At 65.8% G+C, this 13,475-nt stretch carries 13 protein-coding genes; 9 read left to right on the forward strand and 4 right to left on the reverse strand.

The features are described from left to right. The first annotated feature begins 15 nt into the window (after positions 1-15). The 3 genes from AWC08_RS26105 to AWC08_RS26115 are packed head-to-tail and all read left to right on the forward strand — an operon-like array spanning position 16 to position 3,328. A complete protein-coding gene (locus AWC08_RS26105) occupies positions 16-936 on the forward strand; it encodes a reductase (RefSeq protein WP_069432835.1) in 921 nt (306 codons plus the stop codon). Positions 937-938: 2 nt separating this feature from the next. Further along, positions 939-2,420 carry a flavin-containing monooxygenase gene (locus AWC08_RS26110; RefSeq protein WP_142283820.1) on the forward strand — a complete coding sequence of 494 codons (1,482 nt, stop codon included), beginning with the start codon at positions 939-941 and terminating at the stop codon, positions 2,418-2,420. Next, positions 2,417-3,328 carry a MerR family transcriptional regulator gene (locus AWC08_RS26115; RefSeq protein WP_065132173.1) on the forward strand — a complete coding sequence of 304 codons (912 nt, stop codon included), beginning with the start codon at positions 2,417-2,419 and terminating at the stop codon, positions 3,326-3,328. Before AWC08_RS26110 ends, AWC08_RS26115 begins: the two co-directional genes overlap by 4 nt. Here AWC08_RS26115 and AWC08_RS26120 read toward each other — a convergent pair. From AWC08_RS26120 to AWC08_RS26130, 3 genes are all read right to left on the reverse strand, one after another. After that, the gene (locus AWC08_RS26120; protein WP_263861365.1) at positions 3,315-4,337 is read right to left on the reverse strand and encodes an acyl-ACP desaturase; all 1,023 of its coding nucleotides are present in this window, start codon (positions 4,335-4,337) and stop codon (positions 3,315-3,317) included. The genes AWC08_RS26115 and AWC08_RS26120 overlap by 14 nt on opposite strands. 8 nt (positions 4,338-4,345) lie before the next feature. Further along, the gene (locus AWC08_RS26125) at positions 4,346-5,116 is read right to left on the reverse strand and encodes a sigma 54 modulation/S30EA ribosomal C-terminal domain-containing protein (protein WP_272868264.1); all 771 of its coding nucleotides are present in this window, start codon (positions 5,114-5,116) and stop codon (positions 4,346-4,348) included. Positions 5,117-5,305: 189 nt separating this feature from the next. After that, on the reverse strand, positions 5,306-6,661 hold the full coding sequence (locus tag AWC08_RS26130; protein ID WP_069432836.1) for a salicylate synthase: 1,356 nt from the start codon (positions 6,659-6,661) through the stop codon (positions 5,306-5,308). 337 nt (positions 6,662-6,998) lie between these two features. On the opposite strand from AWC08_RS26130, the gene AWC08_RS26135 reads away from it, so the two are divergent. Together AWC08_RS26135 and AWC08_RS26140 are read left to right on the forward strand one after the other, a co-directional pair. After that, a complete protein-coding gene (locus AWC08_RS26135; protein ID WP_069432837.1) occupies positions 6,999-7,208 on the forward strand; it encodes a hypothetical protein in 210 nt (69 codons plus the stop codon). 287 nt (positions 7,209-7,495) lie between these two features. Further along, the gene (locus tag AWC08_RS26140) at positions 7,496-8,737 is read left to right on the forward strand and encodes a sodium-dependent bicarbonate transport family permease (protein ID WP_065132630.1); all 1,242 of its coding nucleotides are present in this window, start codon (positions 7,496-7,498) and stop codon (positions 8,735-8,737) included. A 2-nt stretch (positions 8,738-8,739) separates the two neighbouring features. Here AWC08_RS26140 and hemW read toward each other — a convergent pair whose 3' ends face one another. Further along, positions 8,740-9,912, reverse strand: a complete 1,173-nt coding sequence (hemW, locus tag AWC08_RS26145) for a radical SAM family heme chaperone HemW (protein ID WP_085088417.1) — start codon at positions 9,910-9,912, stop codon at positions 8,740-8,742. A gap of 150 nt (positions 9,913-10,062) precedes the next feature. Between hemW and AWC08_RS39745 the strand changes: the two genes are divergently transcribed. The 4 genes from AWC08_RS39745 (at position 10,063) to AWC08_RS26165 (ending at position 13,394) form a co-directional block, all read left to right on the forward strand. Then, positions 10,063-10,164 (forward strand): Ms4527A family Cys-rich leader peptide, encoded by a 102-nt coding sequence (locus AWC08_RS39745; RefSeq protein WP_353806648.1) that lies wholly within the window; start codon positions 10,063-10,065, stop codon positions 10,162-10,164. Positions 10,165-10,276: 112 nt separating this feature from the next. Beyond that, complete coding sequence (locus AWC08_RS26155; RefSeq protein WP_069434940.1) at positions 10,277-11,947, forward strand: nitrite/sulfite reductase; 1,671 nt, start codon at positions 10,277-10,279, stop codon at positions 11,945-11,947. Further along, positions 11,944-12,684: a phosphoadenylyl-sulfate reductase gene (locus tag AWC08_RS26160; RefSeq protein ID WP_065132633.1), complete on the forward strand. Its 741-nt coding sequence runs from the start codon at positions 11,944-11,946 to the stop codon at positions 12,682-12,684. The genes AWC08_RS26155 and AWC08_RS26160 overlap by 4 nt, the downstream gene beginning before the upstream one ends. After that, entirely contained in the window at positions 12,681-13,394 is a 714-nt protein-coding gene (locus tag AWC08_RS26165; RefSeq protein ID WP_069434939.1) for a sirohydrochlorin chelatase, read from the forward strand. Before AWC08_RS26160 ends, AWC08_RS26165 begins: the two co-directional genes overlap by 4 nt. The last annotated feature ends 81 nt before the right edge of the window (positions 13,395-13,475 follow it).

A 13,475-nucleotide genomic window follows, 5' to 3' on the forward strand; every position in this document is an offset into this window, starting at 1 on the left:
TGAAAGGGAGACGTTGTGGCCATCGAAATGGAAGCCATGCTCGCCAAGATCAAGGATCGTCAGTGGGCGCTCGCGGACATCGATTGGGAGGCACCGGGGGCCGAGACCATCCGGCCCGAGTTCCGGCCCAAACTCAAGGCGTTCATGGCCGACCTGTGCTGGATCGAGAACATCGGCGCCCGCGGTTTTGCGGCGCTGGCCAAGAAGGCTCCCACCCCGACCATCGCCGAGATCTACCGGTACTTCCATGCCGAAGAACAACGCCATGCCAATGCCGAACTGGCGTTGATGAAGCGCTGGGGCATGCTCGAAGACGGCGAGGTCCCGGAGCCGAACGTCAACATCCGGTTGGCCATCGAGTGGCTGGACACCTTCGCCGACGACATGCCGCTGTCGGTGCTGGGCACTGTGATCCCGATGCTGGAGGTCGCACTGGACGGGGCGCTGCTGAAGTTCCTCCTCGACTCGGTGGAGGACCCGGTCTGCCATCAGGTGTTCGAGAAGATCAACAACGACGAATCACGGCATATCGCAGTCGATTTCGAGGTGCTTGAGATGATCGGTCATGCCACCGCCCGACGGCTGGCCATTGAACTCCTCGGGCGCTTCGCCTCACCGGGTCTGATCATCGGAATGGTCATGTACGTACCTCTGCTCAGCCGGGTCCGCAACGAGATGGCGGGCATGGGCATGGAACCGGAGCGGTTGTTCAACGCGGTCAACCGTTTCAAGCAACTCGGCGAACGCGGCGAGCGCACCCGCCGAGTGCCTACCTACAAGCTGCTCAAGCGGCATGCCTCATGGGTGGTGAACCCGCGGCATCCCTACCAGCTGCTGGCCAATTCCATGGTGTGGCTGTCGGACTACTATCCCAAGCCGCTGCTGAGGTCGATGCCTAGCTGGTCGCGGGAACTCACCCACAAGCCGGCGGCCTGACCATGTCGGCCATCCACTCCACGCTTGTGGTCGGCGCGGGCTTCACGGGACTGGGCGCGGCGATCCGGCTGGCCGAGGCGGGCCTGAACAGACCAGAAGACGTTGTCATCCTTGAGCGTTCCGACCGGGTGGGCGGGACCTGGCGGGATACCCGCTACCCGGGTGCCAGCTGTGACGTCCCGTCGCTGCTGTACTCGTACTCGTTCGTCAAGAACCCCAAGTGGTCGCGAACCTACTCCCCCGCCCCCGAGATCTACCAACACATCGAGGAGATGGCGAACAGGTTCGGCATCCGCCGCCATATCCGGTTCGGCCACGAGGTGACGGGCCTGACGTTCGACGAGAACGCCGGCGTGTGGACCGCAACAACCAAGAACCGCAAACGTTTCCGGGCCCGCACCGTGGTGCTGGCCTCCGGCCCGCTGTCGGACGCCGGCTTCCCGGACATCCGCGGTCTGGACACCTACCAGGGCCACAAGATCCACAGCGCCCGGTGGGACTCCGATTACGACTTCACCGGCAAGCGGGTTGCCGTCATTGGCACCGGCGCCAGCGCAATTCAGATCGTCCCCGAACTGGTGAAACAGGCCGGCTTCGTCAAAGTCTTTCAGCGCACGCCCGGCTGGGTGTTACCGCGGTTGGATGTCGCCACGCCGCCGGCGGTGCAGGCGTTGTTCGCGAAAGTGCCGGCCACCCAGGAACTTGCCCGGCAGCTGCTGTTCTGGGGCCATGAAGCCACCGCGACGGCGATGGTGTGGAACACCCCGCTCACCTCCCTGGTGGCCCGCCTGGGCCAGGCCCATATCAGGGCACAGGTCAAAGACCCGTGGTTGCGCCGTCAGCTGACACCCGACTTCGCGCCAGGGTGCAAGCGCATGCTGATTTCCAGCGACTACTACCCCGCGCTGCAGCGCGACAACTGCAAGCTGATCGACTGGCCGATCGCCACGCTGAGCCCCGTCGGGATTCGTACCAGCGACGGCATCGAACACCATCTGGACTGCATCGTCTTCGCCACGGGTTACGACGTCCACCTCACCGGGCCGCCGTTCGAGGTCACCGGACTCGGCGGGCGATCACTCAGCGACGAATGGGCCGGCGGCGCACAGGCTTACAAGAGCATCAACGCGCACGGATACCCGAACCTGTTCTTCATGACCGGGCCTAACTCGGGCCCCGGCCACAACTCCCTGCTGGTCTATATCGAAGGTCAGCTCGACTACGCGGTGCGCGGCATCACCACCATCCTGGACAACGACCTGCGCTACCTCGACGTGCGCGAAGACGTCCAGCGTCGGCACAACCAGCACATCCAGCGCCGTCTGACCAAGACGACCTGGATGTCCGGCTGCCGCAGTTGGTATCTCACCAAGGACGGGTACAACGGGTCGATGTACCCCGGAACGGCGACCCAGTATCTTCGCCAGATGGGCGATTTCCGATATCGACACTACGACGCGGTCACCCGCCCCGTCGGCGCATGACATCCCCCAGGCCCCAGCCCGGCACGATCGCCAGCGTGCTGTACAACGTGCGCCGTGCACCGCAACGGGTGCGGCGACAGTCACGCGATTTCATCGAAACCGCTGTCACACAACTTTTCGACGCCGCGGTGCGCCACCCGGCCGACGCCGGGACGTCCGGCGAGTACCGGATCGAGGAGTTGGCCCGGCTGGCCGGCACCACCACGCGAAACATCAGGGTCTACCGCGACCGCGGGCTGCTGCCGCCGCCGCTGCGGGTCGGCCGGATCGCGCTGTTCAACGATACCCACCTCACCCGGCTGCGCCTGATCACCTCGATGCTCGACCGCGGCTACAACATCGCCCACGTTCGGGAGATGCTCAGGGCGTGGGAGGAGGGCAAGAACCTCGGCGACGTCCTGGGTCTCGAGACCGCGATCGTGGGCACCTGGGCCACCGAGAAGCCGCAGACCATGCCGCTGCCGCAAGCTCGCCAACTCGTGGACGACGCAACGGCTTTCGACCGGCTGGTGGCGCTGCATGTGATCCGCGTCGAGGGTGAGCAGGCCACCGTCACCCGCCCCAAACTCATCGAGGCGTTCAACGAGATCCGCGGTTACGGGGTGAGCATCGGCAAGCTCATCGACCTGCACGAGCAGATCCTGCCCAAGGTCGACGAGATCAGCGACCTGCTGGTCCGGGCCGGCTTCGAACACGTCGCTACCCGGATCAAGCCCGGCGAGGCGCTACCGGCGGACGCGGAGGTGGCCGAACTGATCACCATGCTGGTGCGGTTCCGCACGCAGGCGGTGGCAACCGTCACCGCCACCCTCGCGTCGTCGATCGAGTCGAACATCGAGACCCTGGTCAGCCGCCTGCTCTCGGAGTACCTCGAGCGTGCGGCGGAACCCGACGTCAGTGCCCGCTGAGGGTCAGCGTGCCTTGAGTTTTCAGCACCCGGGCGGCGGTGATCCGCTCGGCCTTGCGCGCCTCTCGCTCGAGGTATCGCTGCTTGGATTCCTCGAACTTCTCCGAGGCTTGCTCGAGTTCTTTGATCAACACCGCGAGATCGTCACGCATCCGCGCCGCCTCGCCGGTGAACTCCTCGCGTTCGAAGATCCGCCACTTCTTCAGCACCGGCATCACCACCTCCTCGAGATGGATGCGCGGGTCGTAGACGCCGCCGACGGCGATTACCACGGCCTTGCGCCGGAATTCGGGCACCGTATATCCCGGCATCTTGAAGTTGCGCAAGATCCGGTGGACGGACTTCATCGCTTGATTCGGTGCGATGTCGAGGCCGGCTTCGCTGACATCGCGGTAGAAGATCATGTGCAGGTTCTCGTCGGCTGACACCCGCGCGAGCAGCTGGTTGGCGATGTTGTCGTCACAGGCCTTGCCGGTGTTGCGGTGCGAGACGCGGGTAGCCAGTTCCTGGAACGACACGTACATCACCGAGTCGAACAGGCTTTCCGCGAACATGTTGCCCTGCTGGTTCTGGCCCGGGCTGAAGCCGCGGGTGATCTGCTCCATCCGCAGCTTCTCCAACTCGACCGGGTCGACGGCGCGGGTCACCACCAGGTAGTCGCGCAGCGCCACACTGTGCCGATTCTCCTCGGCCGTCCAGCGGTTCACCCACTGTCCCCAGGCACCGTCGAGGCTGAAGTTCATGGAGATCTCGCGGTGGTAGGACGGCAGGTTGTCCTCGGTCAGCAGGTTCTGCACCATCGCCACCTGGGCCACATCGGAGAGTTGACTCTGCCCCGGCTCCCAGTCCTGACCGTCGAGGGCGTAGTAGTTCTTGCCGTCCGACCAGGGAATGTAGTCGTGCGGATGCCATTCCTTGAACATCGACAGGTGCCGGTTGAGCAGGCGCTCGGCGACGGGCTCGAGTTCTTGCAACAGTTGCAGATTCGTCATTTCCTTGGGCACAAGCATCTCCAGGGTTACTTGGTCGGCACCAACAGGCCGAGGTTGCCGTCATGGCGGGGATACAACAATTGACCGCGGCCGGTTTCCCGGTCGGTGTAGAACAGCAGTCGCAGGCTGTGTTCACAGGCACGGCGTACTGCGTCGGATTCGTCGAGAGTCGGTGTGGCGCGAGAGTTCACGATGAGCGGTACCTGGGGTCCGGGCATCGCCGGCGACCAGGCCCATCCGGGCGGAAACACGTGCCGCTGCCGGGCCAGGCGCAAACCGGACGGACCGGCCCGGTACACCAGTGCGTCCTCGCCGGTCTCCGCATCGGTGAACAGATGCGCGTCGTAGTCCATGCCGTCCATCACCGCCACCGCTTGCAGCGGCGTGGTGCGTTGCAACACAACGGATTTACGGCGCACGACGACCGCGTCGCAATCCACCGTCAGTATCCGGCGCGTCGGGTCCGGCCAGGGGCGAGGGCGCCACGGCGCAAGCATCCGGGCGATGTGGCGGTCAAGTCTGTCCAGCGCAGGCGACACATCGTCGATACCGGCGGTGACGGCGGCCACCCGCGCCGGCAGCTCGCCGACTGACAGGTTCACCTGCATGACCATCGGACCCCGGCCACAAGTTCCGGTTTTGAGGCGTACCCGAGCGCCCCCGGTGATCTCATGAGAGGCCAGCACCTCACCGACCGCTTGCGCCACGTGCTCCGCCTGGGCGACCGTTACCGGACCCGCCGACAGCACGTCGACATCAGGGAAGCGCCGCACCGACCTCGCCTTGAGTGCGTTCACGCGGTAGCGACCCTTTCTGTCCATTTCGCGACATCGAATGCCGCAAAGTGAAGCTTCGCTGGCCGACGGCCGCATCAGATAGAGCCGAAAGTCCCACCGGGAGTGCCTAAAGTCCCGAACGAAAGAAGTCGGGCACCTTTTCCGTGGCGGACGTCACACCCAGCCGCCCGGAATGGGATTATCGACGCTTCAGAGTTGGGTTTCCACCAGGTACGGCGCCAGCGTCGACAGTTTCTCGCAGGTCTCCTCGAATTCCCGTTCGGGATTCGACGCTTCGATGATTCCCGCGCCTGCCCGCAGCCAGGTACGTCCGTCTTGTTCGTAGGCCGCCCGCAGGGCCAGTGCGGCATCGAGCGCGCCGTCGGCCGAAAATGTCACTACCGCACCGGAATACAAGCCGCGTGGACTTTCGTCGAGACGCAGGATGGCCTCGACGCCGTCCGCTTTGGGGATTCCCGAGGCGGTCACGGCCGGGAAGAGCGTCTCCAGCGCGTCCATCCGGTCGCTCGACGGGTCCAGCCGCCCGGTGATCGTGGAGCCGAGGTGCTGCACGCTCCCCCGCTCGCGCACCGCCATGAAATCGATCACGGCAGCCGTTCCGGGCGCCGAGATCTCGGTCACCTCCTGCAGCGAAGTGCGGACCGAGATGGCATGTTCGACAATCTCTTTGGAGTCCGACTGCAGGTCGTCGCGAGCCCGCTTGTCGGGCACCGGCCCGCGTCCCAGCGCGCGGGTGCCAGCCAGCGGCTCGGTGATCACCAGGCCGTCGGCCCGCACCGAGGTGACGAGTTCCGGGCTGTAACCCAGCGCACGAATACCGCCGAGCCGCAACAAGAATGACCGTACCGGCGTGTTATGGCGCCGACCCAGCCGGTATGTCGCCGGAAAGTCAAGGGCGAACGGCACTTCCAGACAGCGGGACAGGATCACCTTGTGATAACTGCCCGCGGCGATTTCGCTGACGGCTACCGCCACCCGGTTGCGATAGCCGGACGGATCGTCGAACAGATCGACCGCGCGGGCGCGCCGCAGGTCGCGCACCCCACCGCTGAGCAACCGCTCCACGACCTCGCTTTCGCGAGGTCCGCCCCCGAACAACCGAACGTCATCGCGGGTGATCGCGATGCGCAGCCGCGGCCAGAACACCCGCGCCAGTGGCGTGTGTGGCGCCAGCCGCGTCTGCAAACCGTAGCGGTAGACGCCGAATTCGAAAGCCACCCAACCGAACGCCTCGTCGGTCTCCAGCAGCAGCCGGTCGACCGCTTCCCCGAGAACGGCACCCGGGCGACCCGACCATTGTTGCCGGCGGATCACACCGTCGCGGATGACCCGCAGTTCGTCGCTGTCCAGCTCCACCATCGCCTGCACGCCGGCGGCCAGCACCCACTGCCCGTCGCGCTCATACAGCAGGTACTCCTCGCCGACCGGCTCGATCAGCACCGCGGCCAATTCGGCCGCAAGATCGGCGGGCTCGAGGTCGGCGGGCAGAGGTAGGCGCAACGACGCCGAGCTGACAGAACTCGTCTGCACGCCGGTGTCTGTCACGAAAGTAAATGTAGCCTAACCTACTACCGCGCGCGCTACCCCCGCCCTCTTTTCGTTTCGAGGGTCGTCCAGGTCTCACACCGAATTAACAGCAGCCGCATATCCACCGCCGGCGGCCGGCTTCCGGACCTACCCCCGTTGGTGCTGGCAGGGGCCCTGAAACGCGGGGCGGGCGGTGGGGCCCCAATGCTTGCGCACACCAAACGTTTCCCCACCGTTTACCCACCGTCGGCCACCGCGACGAGTCGGCAACCCCGCGCGCTCCTACCATCCCCCAAGGAAACCGCGGCGGAATTCACCCCCGCCGCGGCCGCCACCACAGGGGAGGACCGTCCCAATGTTCGTCATCCGGATGACCGACGGTGAAGAGATCAAAGGCGACGTCGAGAACTTGACGTTGAACCAGGAGACCGGGGTGCTGACCGTGTGCACCGTCGACGGGTTCGAAGAGACCACCACCCACTACTCACCGGCCGCCTGGCTCTCGGTCACGCACCGCAAGCGCGACATCGACGTCAAGTCATCGCGCCTGTCGTCTGTTCGCTGACGCGACACGAAATCTCCCAGCAAATTAACAGGAAATTCGCACCTAATCCACACAGACAGGCGCCGAAACGCCGCAGCCAGCGCACTTGTGCTCTGCACTCGTTACGTCGGTGTTTCGGCGACCGCAACAGCACGAAAACGGCACCAAAAACGGCTGTTAGACGCGCATTCTGAGTGGCGGCCGGGCGACGGCCCAAGCTAAGTTCGCAGCGTTATCTGGACTGTTCGTGGCCGCCACGACGGTCAGTACTTCCTTCGAATCGCCGCAGGACGCTCGAGAGGTGCTCAATGCTGCACGAGTTCTGGGACAACTTCACCCACAACCTGTTCAAGCCTTTGCTGCTGTTCTTCTACTTCGGCTTCCTGATTCCGATTCTCAAGGTGCGGTTCGAGTTTCCCTATGTGATCTATCAAGGCCTGACCATGTATCTGTTGCTGGCCATCGGCTGGCACGGCGGCGAGGAACTCGCCAAGGTCAACGCCTCGAGCATCGGCGTGATCGCGGGCTTCATGGTGCTCGGCTTCGTGCTGAATTTTCTGATCGGGGGCCTGGCCTACCTGCTGCTCAGCCGGCTGAGCACCATGCGCGCGGTCGATAAAGCGACGGTGGCCGGCTATTACGGGTCGGATTCGGCGGGGACCTTCGCCACCTGCGTGGCGGTCCTGACCGCCGTGAACATCGCGTTCAACGCCTACATGCCGGTGATGCTGGCGGTCATGGAGATTCCGGGCTGCCTGGTCGCCCTGTACCTGGTGGCCCGGTTGCGGCACCGCGGGATGGACGCGGCGGGCTACATGCCCGACGAAGCCGGCTATACCCCGCCCGTCCGGGCCGGGATTGGTCCGGGCACGCCGGCCAAACCGGCGCCGGGCCAGAGCCTCGATGACGAAGCCCAGGCCGCGATCGACCTGGAGCGGGAACTGTCGATGGAGAAGCTGGACCATCCGGACTGGGAGCCCGACCAGCTTCCACGCCCGCCGCGGGGCAAGCGGATGCCGATCTTCTCGCGTGAGCTGTTTCAGGAAGTGTTCCTCAACCCCGGGCTGGTGCTGCTGATCGGCGGCATCGTGATCGGCCTGATCAGTGGGATGCAGGGGCAGAAGGTGGTGGCCGACGACGACCGGTTCTTCGTCCTGGCGTTCCAGGGCGTGCTGTGCCTGTTCCTGCTGGAGATGGGCATGACCGCGTCGCGCAAGCTCAAAGATTTGCGATCGGCCGGGATGGGCTTCATTTTCTTCGGCCTGCTGGCGCCCAATCTCTTTGCCACCATCGGGATTGCGGTCGCCTGCAGCTACGCCGCCCTGACCGGCACCGACTTCAAGCCGGGCACGTACGTGCTGTTCGCCGTGCTGTGCGGCGCCGCGTCGTATATCGCCGTTCCGGCGGTGCAGCGGCTGGCCATTCCCGAGGCCAGTCCGACGCTGCCGTTGGCCGCGTCCCTGGCCCTGACGTTCTCCTACAACGTCACCATCGGCATTCCGCTCTACATCGAGATCGCCCGTGTCTTCGAGCAGTGGTTCGGCGTCTGACGTCAGCCCAGCAAGGCGCGCACGACCGCGTCGGCCAGCAGCCGCCCGCGGTCGCTGAGGACCAGGTGGTCGCCGTCAGACTCCAGCAACCCGTCGGCGACCACCTCCTCGGCGCGGTCACGTTCGGCGGCAGTGAGCCGGGCCAGCGGCAGGCCCTGGCGCAGTCGGATCTGCAGCATCACCTCCTCGGTGTGCAGCGCGTCGGAGCCCAGCTCCTCGAAGCCGGCCACCGGTAGCCCACCCTCGGCGAGTTTGGACCCATAAGTGTTCGGGTGCTTGACATTCCACCAACGCGTACTGCCCACGTAGCTATGCGCGCCCGGTCCGGCGCCCCACCACTGACCGCCGTTCCAGTAGCCGAGATTGTGCCGGCACTCCCCGCCGTGCCGGGCCCAGTTGGATACCTCGTACCAGCCCAGCCCGGCGGCCGAAAGTCGTTCGTCGATCAACTCGTAGCGGTGCGCCAGCACGTCGTCGTCCGGCGGTTCGAGCTCGCCGCTGCGCACCCGTCTGGCCATCGCCGTGCCTTCCTCGACCACCAGCGCGTAGGCCGACAGGTGGTCGACGCCGGTCTCGATCGCCGTATCCACCGAGCGCAGCAGGTCGTCGTCGGACTCGCCAGGGGTGCCGTAGATCAGGTCCAGGCTGACGTGCTCGAAACCTAGCGCCAGCGCCTCGCGCGCCGCCGCGGCCGACCGGTTGGGCGTGTGCACCCGGTCCAGCACACCCAGCAACCGGGGCACCACCGACTGCATGCCCAGCGACACCCGGTTGTATCCCGCCTCGCGGATCTCCTCGAAGAACTCCGGCCATGTCGATTCGGGGTTGGCCTCGGTGGTGATCTCGGCCGTGGGCGCCACCGTGAAGTGGTCGCGCACCATGTCCAGCAACGTCGTCAGGCGAGCGCCGCCCAGCAATGAGGGAGTGCCGCCGCCGACGAAGACCGTGTCTACCACCGGGCCGCCGAGCCGCGCGGCGGCCCGCTCCAGCTCGACGCGCAACGCCACCAGCCAGGCGTCCGGGTTTACCCCGCCCAGCTCCGCCGGGGTGTAGGTGTTGAAGTCGCAGTAACCGCACCGGGTGATGCAGAACGGCACGTGGACGTAGAGGCCGAACGGTCGTCCGGGGGTGGGCTGGATGGCCGGCAGTTTCACCGGCGCCTCGACGGGAGCCATGCCAAATCTTGGCACGACGGCCCCGGCAGCATCGTTTTCCCAGGCTGTTCCCGGTTTCGTTTACCGAACCACCCAGGTTCGGCCCGTAGTTTTAATCACTGTGAGGAGAAATTTGACCTGGTAGCACGGCTGGTCTGGATCCATGGCAGAATGGCACCCGTGACCGTCGCCAACTCGAACCCGCGCGTTGCGCTGGTGGTGCGACGGCATATCGACCTCAAGCGCGTTTGCAGCTGTTGCTGTCTGCCTTGATGTCGTAGACCCAGCCCACCCGTACCACCTGCTGGCTGCCGGATCTGCGCCGCCGCAATCAACGGTGAGCTGCGCGCGTTCCAGCCGGCATGTTCCGAAGGAGAACTGCCCCATGACCACAGCTCGCCCCGCAAAGGCGCCCCGCAATGAGGGCCAGTGGGCGTTGGGCAATCGCGAGCCGCTGAACCCCAACGAGGAGATGAAGAAGGCGGGCGCGCCGCTGGAGGTGCGCGAACGCATCGAGAACGTCTACGCCAAGGGCGGATTCGACAGCATCGACAAGAGCGACCTGCGTGGGCGCTTTCGGTGGTGGGGCCTCTACACCCAGCGCGAACAGGGCTACGACGGCTCATTCACCGGCGACGACAATGCGGATCTGCTCGAGGCCAAGTACTTCATGATGCGGGTGCGCTGCGACGGCGGGGCGATCTCGGCGGCCGCATTGCGCACGCTGGGCCAGATCTCGACCGAGTTCGCCCGCGACACGGCCGACATCTCCGATCGGCAGAACATTCAGTACCACTGGATCAGGGTGGAGGACGTCCCGGAGATTTGGCAGCGGCTGGACGAGGTCGGCTTGCAGACCACCGAGGCCTGCGGCGACTGCCCCCGCGTGGTGCTGGGCTCACCGCTGGCCGGCGAGTCGCTCGACGAGGTGATCGACCCGACCTGGGCCGTCGACGAAATCGTGCGCCGCTACATCGGCAAGCCCGAATACGCCGATCTACCACGCAAATACAAGACCGCCATCTCGGGGCTGCAGGATGTCGCGCACGAGATCAACGACATTGCCTTCATCGGCGTCAACCACCCCGAGCACGGGCCGGGCCTGGATCTGTGGGTCGGCGGAGGCCTGTCGACCAACCCGATGCTGGCCCAGCGGCTTGGCGTCTGGGTTCCGCTGCAGGAGGTACCCGAAGTGTGGGAGGCGGTGACCTCCATCTTCCGCGACTACGGCTACCGGCGACTGCGGGCCAAGGCGCGGCTGAAGTTCCTGGTCAAGGACTGGGGTATAGAAAAATTCCGTGAAGTTCTCGAACAGGAATACCTCAAGCGCCCGTTGATCGACGGCCCGGCGCCCGCCCCGCTCGCCCATCCCATCGACCACGTCGGCGTGCAGCGCACCAAGAACGGACTCAATGCCATCGGGGCCTCCCCGATCGCCGGGCGGGTGTCCGGCACCATCCTGAGCGCGGTCGCCGAGCTTGCCGAGCGGGCCGGCTCAGACCGGATCCGCTTCACCCCGTATCAGAAGCTGGTCCTGCTCGACGTCCCCGACGACAAGGTCGACGAGACGGTGGCCGGGCTGGAAGGCCTGGGTCTGCAAGTGCGGCCATCGCAGTGGCGTCGAAACCTGATGGCCTGCAGCGGAATTGAGTACTGCAAGTTGTCGTTCGCCGAAACCCGGGTGCGCGCGCAGTCTTTGGTGCCCGAGCTGGAGAGCCGCCTGGAAGACGTCAACTCCGGCCTGGACGTGCCGATCACCGTCAATATCAATGGCTGCCCCAACTCGTGCGCCCGAATCCAGGTCGCCGACATCGGGTTCAAAGGCCAGATGGTCGACGACGGCGAAGGCGGCTCCGTCGAGGGGTTCCAGGTGCACCTGGGCGGAGGCTTGGGCCTGGACAGCGGATTCGGGCGAAAACTTCGTCAGCACAAGGTCACCAGCGACGAGCTGGGCGACTACATCGAGCGGGTGACCCGCAACTTCCTCAAGCACCGCCAGGAAGGCGAGCGCTTCGCGCAGTGGGCCGTCCGAGCCGAGGAGGACGATTTGCGATGAGCCAGGCGCCCAAACTGACCGAAGACGAGCTGCGCGAGCTGGCGGCGCGCGGCGCGGCGGAGCTCGCCGGAGCCGACGCCGTCGAGCTGCTGCAGTGGACCGAAGAGAACTTCGGCAACATCAACGGACCGCGCGGTTGGGCGACGTGCAACTACGTGGTGGCCTCCAACATGCAGGACGCGGTGCTGGTCGACATGGCGGCCAAGGTACGACCGGGTGTGCCGGTGATGTTCCTGGACACCGGATATCACTTCGTGGAGACCATCGGCACCCGCGACGCGGTCGAATCCGTCTACGACATCCGCGTCGTCAACGTCAACCCCGAGCACACGGTCGCCGAGCAGGACAAGCTGCTGGGCAAGGACCTGTTCGCCCGTGACCCCGGCGAGTGCTGCAGGTTGCGCAAGGTCGCTCCGCTGGGCAAAGCGTTGCGCGGCTATTCGGCATGGGTGACCGGCATCCGGCGGGTGGAAGCGCCGACCCGAGCCAACGCCCCGCTGATCAGTTTCGACGAGGCGTTCAAGCTGGTGAAGATCAATCCGCTGGCGGCCTGGTCGGACCAGGACATGCAGAACTACATCGACGAGCACGACGTGTTGGTCAATCCCCTTGTCTACGAAGGGTATCCGTCCATCGGCTGCGCCCCGTGCACGGCCAAGCCGGTCGAGGGCGCCGACCCGCGCAGCGGACGCTGGCAGGGATTGTCCAAGACCGAGTGCGGTCTGCACGCGTCGTGACCGCGCTTGTTCTAGCGGCGCACGGCAGCTCGGATGTGCGGTCGGCGGCCAATGCCCGGGCCGTCGCGCGCCAGGTCGCTTGGCTGCGTCCAGGCCTGGATGTGCGCGTCGCCTTCTGCGAGCACAATTCGCCGGGGCTGGTCGAGGTGCTGAATGGTTGCCCCGGTGAAGCCGTCGTCACTCCCCTGCTGCTGGCCGACGCCTACCACGCCCGTGTCGACATCCCGGGCCAGATCGCCAGTTGTGTTGCCAGCGACCGGATCCGGCAGGCCGGCGTCCTCGGCGAGGACGACCGTCTGATCTCGGTGACCCGCCAGCGGGTCATCGAGTTGGGGATCTCCCCTCTCGACGACTCCCTGGGCGTGCTGGTGGTGGCCATCGGGTCGTCGAACCCGGCGGCCAATAGCCGTACGGCGGAGGTCGCACCCCGACTTGCTGCCGGAAGTCGTTGGGCCGCAGTGGGAACCGCGTTCGCCACGCACCGGGAGCCTTCGTTGGCCGAGTCGGTGCAGCTGCTGCGCCACCAGGGCGCAGCGCGGGTGGTCATCGCGCCGTGGTTCCTGGCGCCGGGTCGGATACCGGACCGGGTGCAGCGCTTCGCCGTCGACGCCGGCCTGGCCATGGCCGCCCCGCTGGGCGCACATCCCCTGGTCGCCGAGACCGTGCTGGACCGCTTCGATCAGGCCTTGGCCGAGCGCGTCGCCGCCTGACGTCGCCCACTGTGAAAATCTGCAGCGAAAGCCTGAATCCAAGGAGTGCACCCCTGCGAAAATTCAGGCTCGGCGAAGCGC

Origin of the sequence: Mycobacterium gordonae (assembly GCF_002101675.1) — a bacterium.
GTDB classification, from domain to species: domain Bacteria; phylum Actinomycetota; class Actinomycetes; order Mycobacteriales; family Mycobacteriaceae; genus Mycobacterium; species Mycobacterium gordonae.